Annotated in this window: 18 protein-coding genes and 1 pseudogene; 10 read left to right on the plus strand and 9 right to left on the minus strand. The window is 59.8% G+C overall.

Features of this window, described 5'->3' with window-relative positions:
• From ACCAA_RS21250 to ACCAA_RS22640, 3 genes and pseudogenes are all read right to left on the minus strand, one after another.
• Window positions 1-624, minus strand: a pseudogene (locus ACCAA_RS21250) (hypothetical protein); the annotation flags it as partial.
• A gap of 41 nt (window positions 625-665) precedes the next feature.
• Window positions 666-1,034 (minus strand): type II toxin-antitoxin system RelE/ParE family toxin, encoded by a 369-nt coding sequence (locus ACCAA_RS22820; RefSeq protein ID WP_425394511.1) that lies wholly within the window; start codon window positions 1,032-1,034, stop codon window positions 666-668.
• A complete protein-coding gene (locus tag ACCAA_RS22640) occupies window positions 986-1,375 on the minus strand; it encodes a TA system antitoxin ParD family protein (RefSeq protein WP_186409247.1) in 390 nt (129 codons plus the stop codon). Before ACCAA_RS22640 ends, ACCAA_RS22820 begins: the two co-directional genes overlap by 49 nt.
• Window positions 1,376-1,438: 63 nt before the next feature.
• Here ACCAA_RS22640 and ACCAA_RS21265 point away from each other — a divergent pair, with 63 nt between their 5' ends.
• Complete coding sequence (locus tag ACCAA_RS21265) at window positions 1,439-1,693, plus strand: type II toxin-antitoxin system HicA family toxin (RefSeq protein WP_342674080.1); 255 nt, start codon at window positions 1,439-1,441, stop codon at window positions 1,691-1,693.
• A 3-nt stretch (window positions 1,694-1,696) separates the two neighbouring features.
• Entirely contained in the window at window positions 1,697-2,113 is a 417-nt protein-coding gene (locus ACCAA_RS21270) for a type II toxin-antitoxin system HicB family antitoxin (protein ID WP_186409248.1), read from the plus strand.
• A 73-nt stretch (window positions 2,114-2,186) separates the two neighbouring features.
• Here the strand turns inward: ACCAA_RS21270 and ACCAA_RS21275 are convergent, their stop codons facing one another.
• Together ACCAA_RS21275 and ACCAA_RS21280 are read right to left on the minus strand one after the other, a co-directional pair.
• Window positions 2,187-2,414 carry a hypothetical protein gene (locus tag ACCAA_RS21275; protein ID WP_186409249.1) on the minus strand — a complete coding sequence of 76 codons (228 nt, stop codon included), beginning with the start codon at window positions 2,412-2,414 and terminating at the stop codon, window positions 2,187-2,189.
• Window positions 2,415-2,421: 7 nt separating this feature from the next.
• Entirely contained in the window at window positions 2,422-2,895 is a 474-nt protein-coding gene (locus tag ACCAA_RS21280) for an ATP-binding protein (RefSeq protein WP_245754728.1), read from the minus strand.
• Window positions 2,896-3,213: 318 nt separating this feature from the next.
• Between ACCAA_RS21280 and ACCAA_RS21285 the strand changes: the two genes are divergently transcribed.
• From ACCAA_RS21285 to ACCAA_RS21295, 3 genes are all read left to right on the plus strand, one after another.
• The gene (locus ACCAA_RS21285) at window positions 3,214-4,719 is read left to right on the plus strand and encodes an endonuclease/exonuclease/phosphatase family protein (protein WP_186409250.1); all 1,506 of its coding nucleotides are present in this window, start codon (window positions 3,214-3,216) and stop codon (window positions 4,717-4,719) included.
• Between the two features lie 64 nt (window positions 4,720-4,783).
• The gene (locus tag ACCAA_RS21290) at window positions 4,784-6,379 is read left to right on the plus strand and encodes a phospholipase D-like domain-containing protein (RefSeq protein WP_186409251.1); all 1,596 of its coding nucleotides are present in this window, start codon (window positions 4,784-4,786) and stop codon (window positions 6,377-6,379) included.
• A gap of 36 nt (window positions 6,380-6,415) precedes the next feature.
• The gene (locus tag ACCAA_RS21295; protein WP_186409252.1) at window positions 6,416-8,107 is read left to right on the plus strand and encodes an AMP-binding protein; all 1,692 of its coding nucleotides are present in this window, start codon (window positions 6,416-6,418) and stop codon (window positions 8,105-8,107) included.
• Between the two features lie 41 nt (window positions 8,108-8,148).
• On the opposite strand, the gene ACCAA_RS21300 is transcribed toward ACCAA_RS21295, so the two are convergent.
• The 4 genes from ACCAA_RS21300 to ACCAA_RS21315 all read right to left on the minus strand — a co-directional run bounded on the left by ACCAA_RS21300 (window position 8,149) and on the right by ACCAA_RS21315 (window position 14,279).
• On the minus strand, window positions 8,149-10,353 hold the full coding sequence (locus ACCAA_RS21300) for a putative bifunctional diguanylate cyclase/phosphodiesterase (RefSeq protein ID WP_245754729.1): 2,205 nt from the start codon (window positions 10,351-10,353) through the stop codon (window positions 8,149-8,151).
• Window positions 10,354-10,384: 31 nt separating this feature from the next.
• Window positions 10,385-12,565 (minus strand): HDOD domain-containing protein, encoded by a 2,181-nt coding sequence (locus ACCAA_RS21305; protein ID WP_186409253.1) that lies wholly within the window; start codon window positions 12,563-12,565, stop codon window positions 10,385-10,387.
• 66 nt (window positions 12,566-12,631) lie between these two features.
• Complete coding sequence (locus ACCAA_RS21310; RefSeq protein WP_186409254.1) at window positions 12,632-13,420, minus strand: PEP-CTERM/exosortase system-associated acyltransferase; 789 nt, start codon at window positions 13,418-13,420, stop codon at window positions 12,632-12,634.
• Window positions 13,421-13,490: 70 nt separating this feature from the next.
• On the minus strand, window positions 13,491-14,279 hold the full coding sequence (locus tag ACCAA_RS21315; RefSeq protein ID WP_425394512.1) for an outer membrane lipoprotein-sorting protein: 789 nt from the start codon (window positions 14,277-14,279) through the stop codon (window positions 13,491-13,493).
• Between the two features lie 63 nt (window positions 14,280-14,342).
• On the opposite strand from ACCAA_RS21315, the gene ACCAA_RS21320 reads away from it, so the two are divergent.
• The 5 genes from ACCAA_RS21320 to clpX all read left to right on the plus strand — a co-directional run bounded on the left by ACCAA_RS21320 (window position 14,343) and on the right by clpX (window position 20,254).
• Window positions 14,343-15,152 carry an ABC transporter ATP-binding protein gene (locus ACCAA_RS21320; protein WP_245754730.1) on the plus strand — a complete coding sequence of 270 codons (810 nt, stop codon included), beginning with the start codon at window positions 14,343-14,345 and terminating at the stop codon, window positions 15,150-15,152.
• Window positions 15,136-16,686: a DUF1302 family protein gene (locus tag ACCAA_RS21325; protein WP_186409256.1), complete on the plus strand. Its 1,551-nt coding sequence runs from the start codon at window positions 15,136-15,138 to the stop codon at window positions 16,684-16,686. The genes ACCAA_RS21320 and ACCAA_RS21325 overlap by 17 nt, the downstream gene beginning before the upstream one ends.
• A 254-nt stretch (window positions 16,687-16,940) precedes the next feature.
• Window positions 16,941-18,260: a trigger factor gene (gene tig, locus ACCAA_RS21330; protein ID WP_186409257.1), complete on the plus strand. Its 1,320-nt coding sequence runs from the start codon at window positions 16,941-16,943 to the stop codon at window positions 18,258-18,260.
• Window positions 18,261-18,295: 35 nt separating this feature from the next.
• Window positions 18,296-18,925: an ATP-dependent Clp endopeptidase proteolytic subunit ClpP gene (gene clpP, locus ACCAA_RS21335; RefSeq protein ID WP_186409258.1), complete on the plus strand. Its 630-nt coding sequence runs from the start codon at window positions 18,296-18,298 to the stop codon at window positions 18,923-18,925.
• Between the two features lie 57 nt (window positions 18,926-18,982).
• Window positions 18,983-20,254 (plus strand): ATP-dependent Clp protease ATP-binding subunit ClpX, encoded by a 1,272-nt coding sequence (clpX, locus tag ACCAA_RS21340; RefSeq protein ID WP_186409259.1) that lies wholly within the window; start codon window positions 18,983-18,985, stop codon window positions 20,252-20,254.
• Window positions 20,255-20,298 lie beyond the last annotated feature (44 nt).

Consider the following 20,298-nt stretch of genomic DNA (forward strand, 5'->3'; position numbering starts at 1 on the left):
CTTGACTTCAACACCACGACAGCGCCGCCGTTTCCTCCGCGTAGCGGCTTCGTCCAACAGCAGCACCGCGGCGATCAAGCAGTACCTGGCGGGCCATCCCGTCCGCATTCCGCGAGCCAATGTCGCTGCCGAAAGGAAACCGAAGGCGCCAGCCATAAGATCCTTTCGGGAAGCGACCCAGGCAGCGGCTTCGACATGGGCGGGGTGAACCACGAATAATACGGTGCCGCACAGTGCCAATACGCTGGCTTGGTTAGCCAAGGCCGGTCGGAAGAGCAGGACGAGTTCTCTGAGCAGCCAGTAAAAACCCGCCGCCGAAAACGCGTACCAGGCGAGATTCGACAAATGAAAGCCCATGGGCTCGTCGCCGTACAAACGGAAATCCAGCCAGTAGGTGAAATCGCGCAACGGCAGAAATTCCCAGGGATTGGCCGGTTTCTGCAGGAAAAGATGGAGGTGAGTCCACGGCAGTTGGCGCACCATGCGATTGGTGAAAGCCAGATAGATCTCATCATCGGCGAACAGTTCGTGGTATAGGCTCGGCAGAAAAAGACAGAAACCGCAGACGAGCAGCAACGTAGATGTGCTTCTCAGCATCCTCCACTGAGGGTTCAAGTCGTTCACACTTCCGCGTCTATCCGCTGGTTGGCGGTCTGGGCATAGGGTCATCGCTCGGCAGCGTCTCCGAGTAGCGTTGGCAAGTCGCGAAGGCCATGGAGGAGTCGAATGACGGCGATGTGTTGACCTCTATCAAGGTAGAAAACGAGATAGGGAAATTTGTTCAGAGCGACAAAACGGACATTGGGGATACCTACGGGATCGGCGTAGCGCAAGGAACCGATGGCGGGTTGACGAGCTATGCTCTCAAGGCTGGCGCGAATTTTGGCGACGAACCTGCGCGCCAGCCTGTTACCTCCAGTACGCCGGTAATACCTTGTTGCTTCCTTGGCATCGTTTTGAGCGCTGGCGAGCAACAGGCAGGGTTTCACTCGGTGTCGTCCTGATCGGCCAGTACGTTCATGTTTTTCCACCACGCTTCATCGGCAGGGACTCCCGAACCGGATTCCAGCCCTTCCAGCAATAGTTGCCGCAGCCGCGCGATGGATTTTTCGCCCTGGTCGCGAAGAATCAGCTCGCGGACATAGCCGGTGCGGGCGACGGACTGCTTAACCTCGGTGGGCTGATGATTAATCAGAGGGTCGCCAGTAAGCAGGGTCTCGCGGATGAACGGGGTGGGCAGTTCGGGATTGTCCAGCGCGGCGCTGCCGATGCGGGCCCAGTATTCAATCTGCTGGGGGATCGAACGAAAATCCGTGGCCGCTGCCTTCTGGGCCATGCGATACAAGTCGTCGCTGATGCGAATGGATGCGCTCATGAGTGGCCTCCTAAGTCTGCTGCGCTGTGCGGCAATTGTAGCGCCTTGCCACGATGTTGGCTATTGCAGTTCGTCTTCAAACCAGTCCGGCTGCAATTGACGAACACAACAGAAGTGTTTAGCATTCAGGCGATGAACTCGAACCAGTTCAAGCGATGGCTGGAGCAGCAAGGGGCGACCTTCGTGCCGGGCAAAGGTGGTCATTTGCATGTGGAATTGAACGGCAGGCGGTCGGTGCTGCCGATGCACGGCTCGCACGAGTTGGGTACCGGATTGGTGCAAGCGATCAAGAAGCAACTGGACCTGAAAGGGAAATAGGGCATGTTCGATTACCCCGTAAATCTGACTCCTGACGATAACGACACCGTGCTGGTGACGTTCCCTGACGTTCCCGAAGCCATTACTTTCGGCAGGGACGAAGACGAGGCGCTGCTTTACGCTGTTGACGCCCTGGAAACAGCAATGTCGTTCTACGTCAATGCGCGCCGCCCGCTGCCCGTGCCATCGCCTGCCGAGGGACGACCGACGGTCAGCCCCTCGCCCCTGGAGTGCGCCAAAATGGGCGTCTACAAGGCGATGACCGAGCAGGGAATCAAGAAGTCTGAACTGGCCCGTCGTTTGGGTTGGCACATGCCACAGGTGGATCGGCTGTTTGACCTTCGGCACGCATCCCGGCTGGATCAAATCGAGGCCGCTGCGCGCGCCCTTGGCCGCCATATCGAAGTGCGGGTGTTCTAATAGGCCACGGACGGCGCCGCGGTGGAGGACCCCTGTTGGCAAGACCCACAGCGGCTGATCGTCCGTTCAGTCTTCAACTGGCGGAAAACGGGCTGATTCCCGGGGCCGCATCAATACTTCCCGCAGGAACCGCGGTGATACCCTCGCTGAGAGGCCAGGGAGAGCCTTCGCCGTGGCAGATCACATAGATCTCCTTCAGGCTCAGCACGTCGCGGGCCGAGCGCATGGCGGCGGTCGCTCGTGGCGAACGGGTAAGCTTGATTTCAAAACCCAGACGTTGGTCATTCCTGACGATCAGCAAGTCCAGTTCAGCGCCTGTGTGTACGCCCCAGAATGTCCAGATAGCGGCTCACGGTTTTGTCGCTCACGCCAAGCGAGCGCGCAATCTCGCTGCTGTTCCACGTTTGGCCATGGTAGTGCGCGAGCATGGTCCAGAAGCGGCGCAGGGTCAGGGCGGGCAGATTGATTCCGAGTTGCGGCAGATCGCGCTCGAGATAGGTGCGAATGAATGCCTCTCGCCATTCCCGACTGCTGGGAAGGTCGCTGGCCAGCAACGAACGGGGGAAGCCGCCGCGCAGCCAGCGGGTGTCGAGCCAGCCCGGGGCGATGTGGTTTGGGCCATTGGCTGCGGCAAGTTCATCCAGGCCAAAACCGTCCAGTTCCTGAAACGCGACCCGACCCGCCAGGCTCTCGGCGGTATGTCGCGAGAATTCCGGTGCGGCGCTGCCCAGAATCAGGAAGCGTGCCGGCGTATCGGGCCGGTCGGCCAGTACGCGCAGCAAGGGAAAGAGGTCCGGCCGCGTCTGGATTTCGTCCAGGAATTGCCATGAATATTCGGATCTGTGGTTCGATTTATCCTGTCTGAAATCGTCTGCTTATCGGAAAAGGGGCCAAAATGCACACAGAGGCTCCCTCTAAATTCCACAGTTTGTAAATGGGAATTTGACGGCGGGTGCTGTGGTCGGGGATACTTCTGCTCGTGCGGTCGAAACGCTCCAAGAGCGGACGCCAGCACAGGTTGATGGCTGCGGAGCCATGCCGCCGCCACGAATTTCAAGCCAGTGTCGAACTTCAGGAGCCGATCCGGAACGCGGGGACCAATGGACAAAATAAATCTGATCTATGCCAGAAATGTGATTACCAGAAAGGCGACGGTCGCGCAGCAGAATCTGTCGTTCATCATCCTGGTCGACAACCTCGTCTATGACAAGAGCGTCGATGTCGAGTGGGCCGGTGAAGACGGCGTGTGGCACACGCTGCCCGCGTCGTATCACAGCAGTGTCGATCATGCCCAGGAATACTGGATCGCCCGTGTGGTGTGCGCTCCGACGCCGGACAGGTCCCTGCCGGGAAATATTCGCTTCGCCTTGCGCTATCGGGCGTCGGGCGCAGAGTATTGGGACAACAACGACGGCGACAACTATTGCCTTGAGGCCGATTCAGGGATCTCGGTCGCGCCTGGCAGACCGGTGGTGACGACCGGCTTCGAGTGCAGTTTGATTGCCGGCGAGAGACTCCTGCCCGTCACAGTGGCGGTAGACAGTGCGCTGGATACGGATAGGGTCACCATTCACTGGACTGGCGACAACTGGAAGACGACGCACAAGTCGCCCTGCCGTTTCGCTCGGAATTACTGGGACGCCGAGTTCTTCAGCAACGCGAGAAACCCCAATCAGTACGGGCGCCAGATCTGGAATGGCGCGCTGAAGGTGGGCGATGCCTTTCGCGTCCAGTACCGGGTCTCCTGCGAGAGCCGGCAAGGGCTTTTCTGGGACGACACGTTTGCCAACAGCCGTGCGCTGCAGCATCGGCCGCTGAAAGTGATGATTCTGAATCTGCACTGTTGCCAGGAAGACAATCAGGATAAAAAGCTGTCACTGATCGCCAGGGCGATTGACGAGCGCGATGTCGACATTGTCTGCCTGCAGGAGGTGGCCGAGTTGTGGAACAATGGTCAGGGCGATTGGGAGACGAACACGGCGAGAATCATCAATGAACGCCTCCAGTCGCCATATCACCTGGTCACTGACTGGTCTCATCTGGGCTTTGGCCGTTATCGCGAAGGGGTCGCTATCCTGAGCCGGCACCCGATTCGCAGGCATGAGGCGAAATATGTTTCAGGGAGCCACGACCCCTACAGCATTCACTCCAGAAAAGTGGTGATGGCGCAGGTCAAGGTACCTTATGTGGGGTTGATCAATGTCTTTTCGTCCCACCTGAGCTGGTGGGACGATGGCTTCCCGGAACAGTTCGAAAAACTGCGTCACTGGGCGGCCAATGAACATGGCAGTCAGGTCACGGCAACGATGCTCTGCGGGGATTTCAACATCAAGGCAGGCTCAACGGGTTATCAGCTCGTCGTCGATTCGAACGAATATGACGACCAATACCTGCTGGCCAACTCGCCAAAAATCTTCCGAACGATCTTCGAGAACCAGGATCCTCACTGGCCGAGTAGCCTGGATCATGATCATCGTATCGATTACATCTTTCTCCGCAAGGGGAGCGACCTCTGCGTGACCTCGGGTCGGGTGGTATTCACCGATCAGGATTTTGGCAGAGTGTCCGATCACTTCGGCTATTTGATGACCTTTGTGCCCAGGTGACTTGCGGGTGTGCTCGAGTGAGCAGCAAAAACGGTAAAACAGACGCGAACAACTTGGTTGGTATATGAAGACAGCAGAGGAATATGCAATACCGGTGCACGGGAATCTGGGCGGCTCTTTCGTGCGGGTCAACGACTTCAATGAGAAGTTTTATCTTCGCTGGGGCAGAATCGGTTTCGACGTTTCGTTCGGTGTCCAGGTCAATCTGAAGGTTATCCTGAGGGTCTATCGGGATCATGATATTTGTGAAACGTACATTGTCGATACCGAGCCCTATGACATTCAATGGAATCAGCATAAGCGGCGGACGCGGGATTTCTATATCCATCCCGTCTCCGGCACCTTCGGACACGCAAATTGTGTGAAGTTCGCCTTTGTCGCGCATGTCGATGAGCACTCGGTGCCATCGCGGCAGGAATATATCTTCATGGACGGGGCGCAGCTCCGGGAGGACCAGCCACAATACCGTAGAATCAGCTCCGAATGGGCAACCAGCAACAGTTATCGCACCTACGAGGCGAAGGCCTGGGAGCTGCAGCGCGACGTCGATTGGTACAACCATCATTTCGCATCCTTGCAGTTGGTGCCGAAGTTTACCAAGGGCCAGCAGTATCATCCTTATCATCCCAAGCGCTTCATCCACGATCACATAGACAAGGTTGTGCGCTGCAAGCAGGATCATCCGAACCGTTTTTGCACCATCAAGGTGAGCGTCGACTGTGTCGACGACACGGATTTCACGCGTCACCTGGTGCATGCCAGCCACCACGGCGTCTGGGTCCAGTGCATTGTCGACTGGAGAAAGATGACCCTGACCAACAGTCCGAACTATGCCCGGCTGAAGCGCGCGGGCGTCGAGTTGGTGGGCGTTGTTTGTACGCCGCAGCATCACCTCGTCGAGGTCGATCCGGACATGCATACCAAGTTCATCATTTTCAATGATGAGGATTGCATTCTTGGCTCGTTCAATATCACTTTCGATCGCTGGTGGGCGAATTGGGAATCGGGAATGACCTTTCATTCGCGAGGCGTGTGCCGTTTGCTCGACAACGTGTTCCAGAGCGAGCGGGGCGGCGTGAACCAGAAATATGGCATTGACCCACTCAGTCACTTCAATCTGCTGTACACGTATGGCAGGCATTCTCTGTTGGACGGTAAGTACTACCGTCCACACCACGCCATTCTGGCTGAAATACACCGCGCCAGGCATTCGATCAAACTGACGCTGTTCCTGATTGGCAACCTGCTGGGCGAGCACGGAGAAAGCGTGATCGATGCGCTGATCCACGCCAGTCACCGCGGGGTACATGTGCATATCCTGCTCAACGGGCATCTGGCGCGGCAGGGGAGGGTGGGCATCGAGCGGTCTATGCACGATGAACTCAATCGCCCGCTGCTGCACGCAGCGCAACGACTGAAGGACGCCGGCATTGCGGTGGGGCTGGTTTACGGGCAACAGGATCATCCGGTGCCCTATTCGCCGATTCATGCCAAGTATTGCATCATTGACGAGGCGACGGTCATCGAAGGAAGTTTCAACTGGTACAACACCTCGGTCTTTTCGCATGACCTGATGGTGCTGGCCACCAACCGCCATGTGGCGCAGGCGTATCTGTACGAGTTTGACCAGATACAACGCGTTTTCCGAATCTACTATTGAAACCAAAGGTCATGACGAGACTGTGAGGGTAAGCCGATGATCGCCGAACGAATCTGGTTGAACAGCTATCCGCCCGGCGTGCCGGCCGAGATTGATGCCGACCATTACCGTTCCATTGCTGAACTGTTCGATGAAACCGTCGCCAAGTATGCCGACCGGCCCGCTTTTCACAACTTTGGCCGCACGCTGAGCTACGCTGAACTCGACCGGCTGTCGCGCGACTTCGCTGCTTTCCTGCAGGGGTTGCCGGGCATGGGCAAGGGGGAACGTGTCGCCATCATGTCGCCGAACCTGCTGCAGTACCCGGTCGCCTTGTTCGGCATTCTGCGGGCCGGCATGACGGTGGTGAACGTCAATCCGCTGTACACAGCGAAGGAACTGGAGCATCAGTTGAAGGACTCGGGCGCCAGGGTTATCGTCGTCGTCGAGAACTTTGCCTCGACGCTGGCACAGGTGTGGAAGAACACCCTGGTCGAGCATGTGATCAGCACACAGGTCGGCGATCTGTTGCCGATCCCCAAGCGCTGGATCGTGAACTTCGTCGTCAAGACGGTGAAGAAGATGGTGCCAGCCTGGCGTATCGACGGCGCCATACCGTTCGCTGAGGCGCTCGCACGCGGTGCGGCCGGGAGATTCTCGCCAGTCAGCCTGACCTCGGCTGACATCGCCTTTCTGCAGTACACCGGCGGCACCACGGGCGTTTCGAAGGGCGCCATGCTTACCCAGCGCAACATGCTCGCCAATCTGGAGCAGACGGGCGTGTGGATTTCGGGCAGCTTCAGGGAAGGCAGCGAAATCGTCATCGCGCCGCTGCCGATGTACCACATTTTCTGCCTCACCTCGATGATGTCGTTCATGAAGTGGGGCAGCCTGTGCGTCCTGATCACCAACCCACGCGACCTGCCGGCGCTGGTTCGCGAGTTGGGGCAGTGGCAGTGGAGCGCGATGACCGGCGTCAATACGCTGTTCAATGGTCTTCTGCATACGCCCGGATTCGACGCTCTCGATTTTTCATCGTTGAAGGTGGTGGTCGGCGGTGGCGCCGCGGTGCAGAAATCCGTCGCCGAGCGCTGGAAACAGGTAACCGGGCACGCTATCACCGAAGCTTACGGTTTGACTGAAGCTTCGCCAGGGGTTTGCGCCAGTCCCCTGGAGATGCCCTGGAACGGCATGATCGGCCTGCCTTTTCCGTCCACCGACGTGTCGATCCGCGACGATGACTTCAACGCGCTGCCGCCGTGGACCGGCGATGGCGAGATCGGCCAGAGCACGGGTGAGATTTGCGTCCGCGGCCCGCAGGTAATGCAGGCTTATTGGGGAAATGCCACGGAAACCGCCCACGTGATGCGGGACGGCTGGTTGAAAACGGGCGACATCGGTCATATCAATGGCCAGGGTTTCATCACCATTACCGATCGCAAGAAGGACCTGATTCTGGTCTCGGGTTTCAATGTCTATCCAAACGAAATCGAAGGCGTGGTGGCGGCGCATCCGGGGGTGCTCGAATGTGGCGCGGTGGGCATGCCTGACGAGCGAACCGGCGAAGCGGTGAAGGTGGTGGTGGTCAGAAAAGATCCGAGCCTGACCAGGGAAGCGGTGCTCGCGCACTGCAAGACTCAGCTCACTGGGTACAAGGTACCGCGCCAGATCGAGTTTCGCGACGTCTTGCCGAAGTCGCCGATCGGCAAGATCCTGCGCCGCGAACTGCGCGACCCGCCGAAGCCGTAATAAGGACCAGGACCGCTGGCGGCCGATGACGGGCGCCTTGATTAGCTGACGCGCGGTCGATCGGGCGACGGAAAAGCGCTGGCGTTCAGGAATTCCTCGAATTCTGCGGCCGGTAGCGGCCGACTGAAGAGGAAGCCCTGCATGTCGTCGCAGGCCAACTCGCTGAGCAAATGTCTCTGGGCTTCGGTTTCGACGCCCTCGGCCAGAATGCGCAGGCCGAAGCTGTAGGCGATCGACGAAATGGCGTGAATGATCGCCGCCGAGTTGTGGTGGTGGGGGTTGAGATCGCGAACGAAGGACTGATCGATCTTGATGCTGGTGACCGGGAAACGGCGCAGATAGTTGAGCGACGAGTAGCGCGTCCCGAAATCGTCGATCGAGACGCGCAGCCCGCTACTGCGCAGTTGCTTGACCAGAGCGATGTTTTTTTCGGCGTCCTTCATCAGCAGGCTCTCGGTAATTTCGATGTCGACGGCGTCCGCCGGGATGGCGTGTGCGTCGAGATGCCGAGTGAGTCGTTCGGGGAGGTCGTCGCGTTCAAAATCTTTCGGTGAGAGGTTGATCGCCAGTTGCAGGCTGGTGAAGCCCTTGCTGCGCCAATCTGCCAACTGGCTCAGCGCTTTGTCGAGCACCCAGTCGCTGAGGCCGACGATCATGCCGGTTTCTTCGGCCAGAGGAATGAAGTTGCCGGGCGCCATCAGGCCGTTTTTCGGGTGGTGCCAGCGAATCAGTGCTTCCATGCCGACGGTCGTCCCCTGGCTGGCGCTGACCTGTGGCTGATAGTACAGCTCGAACTGATCGCCCTTTTCCAGCGCGACGCGCAGATCGTTTTCAAGCGTGATCCGCAGGCTGTGGCCGCTATGCATCTCGGGCGTGTATTGGCGATAGCCGTTCTTCCCCTCTCCCTTGATCTGGTACATCGCAATATCGGCGTTGCGTAGAAGGTCTTCCGGAGTTTCCCCGTTTTCCGGATAGAGCGAGATCCCGATACTGACGGTGGCCAGAAAATCCGCGCCGGCGACCCGGAAGGGTCGCTTGAGTTCGGCCAGCATCTTGACGGCGATCAGCGCGGCATCGTCGCCAGTGCTCAAGTCGGGCAACAGGACGGTGAATTCATCGCCGCCCTGGCGGGCCAGCGTATCTCCGGAGCGTAGGCAGGCGCGCGCTCGCCCGGCAAAGCTCTTGAGCAACTCGTCGCCTTCGTGGTGACCGTAGGTGTCATTGACCAGCTTGAAGCGATCGATGTCGATGAACATCACACCAAGCCGCTGGCCTTTCCTTTGTGCCTGGGTCAGCGCTATCCCCAGTCGATCCTTGAACAGGACGCGGTTGGGTAGCCCGGTGAGCAGATCGTGAAAAGCCTGGAAGGCAATGGTTTCCTCGGCTTTCTTGCGTTCGGTAATGTCCCTCGCGACGCCCGAAGTGCCCGTGAAGTGCTTCCTGGTCGCTCCTTCCAGGGTGCCATAAAGGCCTTGCGCACTCAGGATGGTGACGATCGCCCGGCTTTCGAAGTGGCGGACTCCGTGGGTCTTCGTCTGCAGCCGAATTTCGACGTTGGTGCTGGCCCGGTCGCCGATCCGGCGTTCGTTGAAGGCGAAGCGAGCGTGTTCCAGGTCATCGGGATGAACGATCACCGAGTAGTGCTGGCCGAGGAGTTCCTCCCGCGTGTACCCGAGCAGGGCGTGCACGCGGCCATTGACAAAAATGAAACAGCCGTTCGTGTCGAGCGTGTAGACGATGTCTGGTGACTGTTCAACGAGGAAACGGTGCAGGCGCTCAGAGTGCTTGAGTCTGACCGTCATCAGGGCATGCTCGCGCTCGATCCGGCGCCGGCGCAGGACGCGGTCGGCGGCATCTATGAGTTCCTCTGGGTCGCCGTGTTTGCGGACGAATTCAAAGGCGCCGTGACGCAGGGCGCGGATCGCCGAGTGGATTGATTCGTCGGCGCTGAAGACGATGACCGCCGTCGGGATGTGTTTGTCCACCATCCAGGCCATGATTTCCAGCCCATGAATGTCGGGCAGCTTGAGATCAAGGATCAGCACATCGACGTCGCGACGCTCGAGGCGGTGGCAGGCTTCATTACCGGTACTGCACTCTTCGATGCTGCGTCCTTCCGCCGCCAGCAGTTGCCGATAGGTCGCCCTGACGCGCTGGTCGTCGTCGACGATCAGGATGCTGCTGGCTATTTCCGGCAGGTCCGGGATCTGCGGCGAAAAATCGACGTTCGGTATGGCCTTCATCATGGCTCCTGATGGGTGTCCGGCGAAGAGATCGTCAGCGTGGTCGGGTGTCGCTGTTGTCTTGTTGCCCAGCCGGTTCCCGAATCGGCAGCAGCAGGACGATCATGGTTCCGCAAGCAGCCGTACTGCGGCAGATGACCGGAATCCCCAGGCGCTGGGTCAGTGCGCCGACGATCGACAGGCCGATGCCGCGGCTTGCCCCGATAGGAGCGTCGGCGGGGCGATGCAATGCACTGATCACGGCCTCGCTCATCCCTGGCCCGTTGTCTTCGATCCTCAGTTCGGCGTAGTGTCGTCCCCGGTGCAGGATGTCGCTGGTCAGCGAAATCTTCAGGCGCTGCCCTCTGGAAAGCGCTTCAGAGGCGTTCTTCCAGAGATTGACGAGGATCTGCTTTATCGCGTCACGATCACAGGCAATTCGGATGGCTTGCGTCGGCACGAGCGTTTCGATGGCAATGCCTTTTGAATCAAACAGCGCTGCGCGACAGAGCAGCAGCAGCTCGCCAAGCAGATCTCCGATGTCGACCGTCTCGTCGTCGGCACCAACGGCGGGTACTTCGCTCATGCGCTGCACAATGCGCGCCACACGTTCGATTTCTTCACCGAGCACGGCCAGTTCGTGGTGCACGCCGGCTCCCGGCGGCAGCTTGCCGTCGAGTATCCTCAGATAACCCTTGATGATCGTCAGGGGGTTGCCCGCTTCGTGGACGGTGCGCCTGGCCTGGCGAGTGAAGCGCGCCGCGGCTTCCTCGCTCATTTGTTCGCGGGCTGTCCGTGCTGCGCGCCATTTGTCGAGACTGAGGCCGGCGGTCCGTCCGAAGTTGGTCAGGCAGGACAGGCGGCGTGAGAGACGGCTATGCTGGCCGGCGCTCAGTCCGACGACGATGACGCCGAGCGTTCGCGAGCCACCGACCATCGGCAGGCACAGCAGGCCACTGCTTGAGAGCGCCCGGGCGAACTGAATGTCCATCAGCGAGTGGGTGGGCGGTGGGGTCCGGTCGTACGAGGAGCAGATCCGGTTGCTGAGCAGGGCAGCAACGGCCAGGCTGCGGTGGGTCTCGGGGACTATGCTGACCTGGCCGAAAATCGAAGGCTGACCGGCAATGCCCTTGCCGCTCAGCCTGGCATCGTGTGGATCGCAGAGCAGAAAAGCGAGATGGTTGAGATCAAACAGGATGCGTGCCGCTTCGCGCAGGGCGAGCAATACTTCGGCGTCGCTCTGGAGAGCGAAAAGGTCCTGTTGCAGGGGCTGCATCAGTGCCAGGCTGCCGATGATCGCCGCGATTTGCCCCTGGGCATCGGGTTCGGCTGCAGTGCGGACGCCGAGCACTCGTGGTAGGCCCGTCGTGTCGTCGAACGCTGCAGGGTCCGGCCGGGTGATGCCGATTGCCTCGGCGAGCACACCCATTCGTTCCTCTGCCTGTGCGCGCAGCACCGTCAAGCCCTTGCTGCACGCCTGGCCGAACATTTGTTCGGCGAGGTCGCGCAGCGCGTCGGGCACTTCAGCGCAGCGCGTCAAGGCATGCGCCAGCCACACCACCTGCGGCAATTGGGCAGCGGTGAGGATCTGCTCGCCCGGCAGGTGGTGGAAGAGGATGCCGTCAGCGAGTGCGGAGTCAAGTTGCCACTGATCTGCCAGCCAGGTGCCGATTTCCCCATGGTGGACGCCGAGGCGCTCGCTTTCCATCACCGAAAGTGCCGCTTCGCTGGGGCAGGCGACAAGAATCTGCAGATAGGGCTCGCCGAGCGCCGAAAGGAGAATGAGCTGCCCCACGTCATGCAGCAGACCGGCTAGGTAGGCTTCGTCCGGTCGGGGATAGCCGCTTGACGCGGCCAGGATGCGGGACAGTTCGGCGGTGAGCAGGGAATGTGTCCAGAAGGCTGACAGATCGACCACTCGGGTGGCTGTTCGCTCGTCAAACAGACTCTGCACCGACAGGCAGGTGGCCAGCGAACGAACCAGGCGGGTACCCAGCGCCTGAAGGCAGTTCTCTATGCTGCACATCGGGTTGCCACGGCGTATGGCCGGCGAGTTGGCCGCCGTAAGCACCCTGGTGCACAAGCCGGCGTCCTGCTCGACCAGCCTGGCGAGTTCCGCCATCGTCGCGCCGTCATCGTCGACCATCTGCAGGAGGCGCAGCAGAACCTGCGGCGGCGATGGCGCGCGTCCTGATTCTATCGCCTGGCGGATCGGCTCCGGCAGGCTATGTATCATGCTGGCGGCAGGGCCTGAACCGGGCCACTGAGGGCAAGCTGTGCAGAGTGTGCATGGTGTGTGCGGCTAAGAGAGAGGCGTGTGTTTTGCTCGCACGGCGTGCCGCCCTGCTGCTTCGATGCCCTCCTTGACTTCGCGCGAGATGACCTCGAAAAGCGCGCGGACAAGAAAGTTCATGCCCCCGACGATTTCGTCTACCGACATCATTGAGGGGGCTCTTGCGCCGCGGTGTTGTACCTCTCCACCGATGGTCTCAAGCCGCACTCCGAGTCGAGAAAGGTTTTTTGCCAGTCGCGGCTCGGTGAGAACGAAGAGCGTGGCAATGCCGTAATGGCGGGCCAGCGCGAGCAAACCCAGATAGACCGCCAGGGCGAGGTAGGGCTGGCGAGGCCTGGTAGCGGTCCCGAAATCCTCCTCCGAGAGCGAAATCGGTCGGTTCTGCTCACCCTGCCGGCGGCGATAGCTGCTGATCACTGCCAGGCGCGAGATCTCGGCAATTCGCGATCGGTCAAGTGTCATCGGGTCGACGATCGACCTGTCCAGCGTGGCCCGACAAGTGTTCTCGAAGGGGAGTTGTGCTTGCGCTTGGTCGGGATCGACCAGCACCAGGCGAGCACATCCGACGTACTGACCTGTGGTCACAGATTGCACCAGGCAATGCACCGACCGATTGTCCTCAGCGTCGGCTTCGAGGCCCTCTGGGCGTATGGGTTCAAAGTTCAGCTCTCGGCAATATACCTCGTGCCGGATGCGATAGTTCTCGGCACGCAGCTCGTCGGTCAACGCCGGCACGACCTTGAAGAATCGCCGGTACCCCTGGCTCACGGTCAACTCCGTCAGATTCGAAAGAAACATCCACCATCCTTCTGCTGATCGCCGACGGTCGCGGCACGGTGCCGCAACATCGCCATGCAAACTACGGAGTCTAATCGAGTTTCTTGAGATAATCCTTGGTGAATATCTTGTCCGGCAGATCCCGGAGCTTCATGCTGCCATATTCGAGGACGGACTGTTCGCCGCCGCGCAGCGCGTCCTCCATGACCAGGCGAGTCGGCCGCTTCCTGCCCTCCATGGTCTTGAAGATCTCGTACCTGCAGGTCTTCAGCAGGCGATTGGAGAGCGAATAGAACTCTGCCTTGTGCGGCCAGAAGTCTTTTTCCCGCACCCAGTAGAGCACCCGCTGGTAGGTGACGCCGCGGTCGACACCGGTCAACTCCAGCACGTAGTAGTCATCGGTGCCGATTTTTTCGCTCCGCAGCAGCTTCGGGTTGTAGTCAGCGGCGAAGTTGGCCCGCGCCAGGTCGCCATTGGCCACCTGGCCCGTCAGCCGCTGCGAGAGGGCGAGCCGGATGGGCTGCGAGACATCCGGCATGAAAATCCACAGGTCACGACCCTTCATCAACAGGATCTGTCCACGCTCGGAAGCTGGTTCGGTGACCATCACGACGCTGTTGGTGTTGCCCTTGGCCAGGACGCGGTACTTGCGTACGTCGGCGCTCTCGCTGCCTGTGCTCGTCGTGATCGTCACGTCGACCTGAAATCCTTCTGCCGGGAAGCGCACGTGGTCAGCCTTTTCGACGATCATGCGGGCCTCGGCCTCGTCGTTGGCCGCTGGCGGGACAGCCTCGGCCGCCAGTGCTGGCCTGCTGCAGAGCAGGACGGCGATGGACACGACTGCCAACGCAGCCTTGACACCCGAATGGTGGGTCGTCATGATTTCCATAGTTTTCACCCCATTGTGCTGACCGTCGAAGCGGTTGGCAGGAAGTGCCTCCCAATGAGCGTTGTCCGCATCGAACACGTGTACAAGGATTATCGGCTCGGAGACCAGAAAGTCCAAGCCCTCAAGGACATTACTCTGGCTTTCGATCCCGGGGTGTTCCTGGCCATCGCCGGGCCGTCGGGCAGTGGCAAGACCACACTTCTGAATCTGATCGGCTGCATCGACACGCCAACCAGCGGCAAGATTTACATCAACGACCAGGACGTCAGTGGGCGTACCCCTGATCAGCTCGCCGACCTGCGCGCTCGTACGATCGGTTTCATCTTTCAGACCTTCAACCTGTTGCCGGTATTGTCAGCCGCCGAAAACGTCGAGTATCCTCTGCTGCACCGCAGAGACGTTTCGAGTTCGGAGCGTCAGAAGCGAGTGGCTTATTTTCTGGACGTCGTCGGTTTGTCGAAGTACGCCACGCATCGCCCGAATCAACTGAGCGGCGGTCAGCGTCAACGCGTGGCGATCGCCAGGGCGCTGGCGATCAAGCCGGCGATCGTGCTGGCCGACGAACCGACGGCCAATCTCGATCACAAGACTGGCGAGGAGATTCTTCTCCTGATGAAGAAGATCAACCGTGCTTTCAAGACGACTTTCATTTTCTCGACGCACGACAAACGGGTGATTGCCAGGGCTGACCGTCTGGTTCGTGTGGAGGACGGAGAGATTGCCATGCTGGGTGTCCGTTCGAGCAGCAAGTGGTCTCTCGCGCGTCACCGTCCGGCGGACGCCGGTGCGAGTAACCGAGAGACCAGTGGGTCCGACGAGACGTTGGATAGATCCGGGGAAGAGGGCAATGAAAAACAGGACTAGAAAGACTTTTGCGTGTCTCGCACCGCTCCTGGCGACCTTGCCCGTATGGGCCGCGTCGGGAATCGTCGACGCTGGGCAGGCCCCCGCCATCGACCGATCGGCCCGTTCGTCATCGGAGCCAACGGGGGGCCTGCTCGCCGCGAAATCCGAAAATGCTCTGCCGAAGAGCAGGGACGCCCTGTTTGACGATGATCAGCCTGCGGAGGAAGCCGAGCCGCCTGCTGAAGAACCAAGCGGCCCGGTCAGCCGGGAATCCTTGTTCGGTGACGACGCGCTGATGAAACCGGCGGCCGAAACGGCCAGCGCAGCGTCGCCAACGCGTACCGCCGGCTTCAAGGGTTTTGTCGATAACGTCATGGCCTATACCTATCCGCAGCCGTCGCACTGGTCGGAGATGATGACTCGCTTCGATCTCAGCACTCAGGGTAGCCTCGGCAGCAACGTCAAGTGGAGGCTGGGCGCTCGCATCGACTATGACGCCGTCTACTCGCTGACGGACTTCTATCCGCAGGCCGTAGACAACAACCAACGCTTCAATGTGTTGCTGCGCGAGAACTATCTCGACATCGGAGCCGGTGACTGGGATTTCCGTGTCGGCCGGCAGCACGTGATCTGGGGTGAGATGGTTGGCCTGCTGTTCGGCGACGTCGTCTCTGCCAAGGATGTGCGCCATTTCGTCCTGCCGGAATTCGACATCCTGCGTATTCCACAGTGGGCCATCAGGGCGGAGTACTTCAAGGACGACTTCCACGCCGAGTTGCTGTGGATCCCGGTGGCCAGCTACGACAACATCGGCAAGCCAGGCGCGGAGTTCTATGACTACACCTTGCCGGCGCCGCCTGGTATGGCGACCACTTTTCTCAACGAGAAGTTTCCGACGCGCAGTCTCGCCAACACCAACTACGGTCTGCGCCTGTCGATGCTGCGCAACGGCTGGGATGTGGCCGCTTTTGCCTACAGCAGCATGAGCGTTGCGCCGACCTTCTACCGGGAAATCATCGCCGCCCCACAGCCGACGGTCGTCTATCAGGCCAGGCACGACCGCATCGATCAGGTGGGCAGCACGGTGGCCAAGGATTTCGGTTCGGTCGTTCTGAAGGGCGAGGCTGTATATACCAGTGGGCAACAATATCAGGTCACCAACCTGACTGACCCCGACGGGCTGGTGTTGCAGAAAACGCTTCTCTGGGTGCTCGGCCTGGACTTTACCCAGTTCACCGATACGCGGATCAATGTCCAGGTCTTCCAGACCCACTTCTTCGATCACAATGCAGAGATCATTCCGTCGGCCAACGAGAATGGCTACAGCCTGCTGGTCAGCCACAAGTTCGGCGACAAGGTCGAGGCGCAGGCGCTGTGGGTCGCCAGCATGAACCGTACGGACTGGATGCTCCGGCCGCGAGTGAGCTGGAACTTCGAGAAGAACTGGCGCCTGGCCCTTGGCGTCGATATCTTCAACGGGTCACCGCTGGGATACTTCGGGCGCTACGACGCCAAGGATCGCGTCTACTCGGAGCTGCGCTACAGCTTCTAGACGGTAGCGCCGATGCCACCGGTCTGTGTCGAGACGGGGTCGTGCTCAGCGACGGCGAGTCCGGCCAGTGGTCGGCTTGTACTTCACAGGTTCCGACGGGACAAAGATTGCTGTAGAATCTGGCGTTTTTTCGTGCGCCAAGATGTGGGATCATGGCGCGGACGCGAAGCTGAAGCGGAGAATGTTCTGGCGGCGTCTTCGCCGGCCTGGACAAGTATCCGCTCACCTTTCAGCCCGTATGACAAGGATTCTTAATGGAAACGAACGCCGCTAATATTGACAGCCCTGCCGTTAACGCCCTCGAGCGACGCATTGACCTGTCGGTCGCTATCGCCGAACTCGACCGGGAGGTTGAGCAACGACTGAAGCGCCTCGCCAAAAACATGAAAATGCCGGGTTTTCGGCCGGGCAAGATACCCGCCGGCATGGTCAGGCAGCAGCATGGCGAGCAGGCCCGCCGCGAGGCTTTGAGCGAAGCCGTTGGACACCAGTTCAGCGAGGCTGTTTTGGCGCAAAAGTTGCGCGTTGCCGGTAGTCCCAGGATCGAGCCGAAGGACGCCGGCAGTGCGACGCATATCGAGTTCGCGGCCGTCTTCGAGGTCTATCCGGAATTCACACTGGGCGATCTGGCCGGAGTGGTCATCGAGCGTCCGGTCCTTGAGGTGGGGCCCGACGAGATCGCCGGTACGATCGACATTCTGCGTCGGCAGCGTGTGCGCTACGAACCCGTCGATCGCGCCGCTGCGACAGCCGATCGAGTGAGTATCGACTTCCTTGGCAAGAAGGATGGCGAGCCCTTTGCGGGTGGTCAGGGCAAGGACTACCGTTTCGTGCTCGGCGAGGGCAAGATGCTTGCCGACTTCGAAAGCGCGGTCATCGGCACCGCTGCGGGTGAATCCAAGTCCTTCGGAATGACTTTCCCGGCTGAGTATTTCGCCAAGGATCTGGCCGGCCAGTCAGTCACCTTCGAGGTCACGGTCAAGGAAGTCGGCGAGCCGGTCGTTCCGGAAGTCGATGCCGACTTTGCCAAGGCGCTGGGTGTCGAGGATGGCGATATTGGCAAGATGCGCGCCGAGATCGAGGCCAATCTCAGGCGTGAGGTGAAGAAGCGGCTGCAGGCACGGATCACCGGGCAGGTGATGGATGCCTTGCTGGCGGCCAATCCAATCGACGTTCCCGGGGCGCTGATCGCGCGCGAGATCGAGCGCCTGATGCAAGTTGCCCGCCAGGACATGGAGCAGCGCGGCATGAAGGTGAAAGACCTGCCGATGCAGCCCGAATGGTTTGCTGATCAGGCCAGGCGCCGGGTCAGTCTCGGTCTGATTCTGGCCGAAATCGTCAGGTTGAACGATCTGCGCCCGAAGCCGGAGCAGGTGAGGGCGATGGTCGAGGAAGCGGCGCAAAGCTATGAGCATCCGGAAGAGATCGTCCGCTGGTATTATGCGCAAGCCGACCGCCTGTCTGAATTCGAGGGTGCGGCCGTCGAGGACAGCGTCGTGGACTGGGTGCTGACCAAAGTGCAGTGGGTTGAAAAACAGATTCCCTTCGGTGAGTTGATGGGGCAAAAATCCTGAAGATGCGCGACTTTCATGGTAACCGAGGCACCGAAATGACCATCGACCACGGCAATAACTGGAATCCGCAGGCCCTGGGCCTGGTCCCGATGGTGATCGAGCAGAGCGGACGGGGCGAGCGCGCATACGACATTTACTCGCGCCTGCTCAGGGAGCGCGTCATCTTCCTGGTCGGGCCGGTCAATGATGTGACCGCGAATCTGGTCGTCGCGCAACTCCTCTTTCTGGAAGCCGACAACCCGGACAAGGATATCCACTTCTACATCAACTCGCCGGGCGGCGCGGTATCGGCCGGTCTGTCGGTTTATGACACCATGCAATTCATCAAGCCGGACGTGTCTACCTTGTGCATGGGGCAGGCCTGCTCGATGGGGGCTTTTCTGCTGGCCGCCGGTGCGCCCGGCAAGCGCTTTGCCCTGCCCAACTCGCGAGTGATGATTCATCAGCCGATGGGTGGTTTTCAGGGGCAGGCGTCGGACATTGCCATTCACGCCAAGGAAATTCTTTCGCTGCGTGCCAAGCTCAACGAGTTGATGGCGCATCACACGGGGCAGGCGATAGAGCGCCTTGAGCGTGACACGGATCGCGACAATTTCCTTTCGGCGCAGGAAGCGGCAGAATATGGTCTAATCGACAAGGTACTGGCCAATCGGGATGCGATCTGATTCTCTGATTTCGCTTCCAGGCAGTCTCCATACGGCTTGAGAAGAAGGTAGGTCGACATGACAGAAAAGAAGAGTGGCAGTGAGAAACTGCTCTACTGCTCGTTCTGCGGCAAGAGCCAGCATGAGGTGAAGAAGTTGATCGCCGGGCCGTCGGTGTTCATCTGCGACGAGTGTATTGAGCTGTGCAACGATATTGTTCGCGACGAAATTGCTGGTGACCAGGGCGGCAAGGGCGTCAAGAGCGACCTGCCGACGCCCAAGGAAATCTCTGCCCTGCTCGATCAGTATGTGGTCGGTCAGGAGCAGGCCAAACGAATCCTGTCGGTAGCGGTGTATAACCACTACAAGCGTTTGCGTCACCACGGCAGGAACAGCGACGAGGTCGAACTGGCCAAGAGCAACATCCTGCTCATTGGTCCAACCGGATCAGGCAAGACGCTCCTGGCGCAGACGCTCGCCCGCATGCTCGATGTGCCTTTCGTGATGGCCGATGCGACGACGCTGACCGAAGCCGGCTACGTCGGTGAGGATGTCGAGAACATTATCCAGAAGCTCCTGCAGAAGGCGGATTACGATACCGAGAAAGCGCAACGCGGGATCGTCTATATCGATGAGATCGACAAGATCTCGCGCAAGTCCGACAATCCGTCGATTACGCGGGACGTCTCGGGTGAGGGCGTGCAGCAGGCGCTGCTCAAGCTCATCGAGGGCACGGTCGCATCCGTACCGCCGCAGGGGGGGCGCAAGCATCCGAATCAGGACTTCGTGCAAGTCGACACGACCAACATCCTGTTCATTTGTGGCGGCGCCTTCGGTGGTCTCGAGAAAGTGATTCGCAACCGTTCGGACCGCGGTGGTATCGGCTTTGGGGCCGAGGTCAAGAGCAAGGACAACCGGAAGGCGATCGGTGAGGTCCTGCGCAGCGTCGAGCCGGAGGACCTGATCAAGTTCGGTTTGATTCCCGAGTTGATCGGTCGCTTGCCGGTGATCGCCACGCTTGAGGAGCTTTCAGCGACGGCGCTGGTGCAAATCCTCGTGGAACCCAAGAATGCGTTGGTCAAGCAGTACCAGAAGTTGTTCGCCATGGAAGGGGTGGGGCTCGAAATCCGCCCGGCGGCGATGACCGCCATTGCCAAGAAAGCGCTGGAACGGAAAACCGGCGCGCGCGGCCTACGTTCGATCCTCGAGTCGGTGCTGCTCGACACCATGTACGAACTGCCGGGTATGGACAATGTCACAGAGGTGATCATTGACGAGAACATGATCGTCGGCGATGCGCAGCCAATTCTGATCTACACAGGTCAAGCGAAGGTTTCTGGCGGCAACTGATGTGCTGGCCGCGCCGCGCGGCTTGAAATACGGGTTCATGCCAC

The organism is Candidatus Accumulibacter aalborgensis, from assembly GCF_900089955.1.
Classification (GTDB): Bacteria; Pseudomonadota; Gammaproteobacteria; order Burkholderiales; family Rhodocyclaceae; genus Accumulibacter; species Accumulibacter aalborgensis.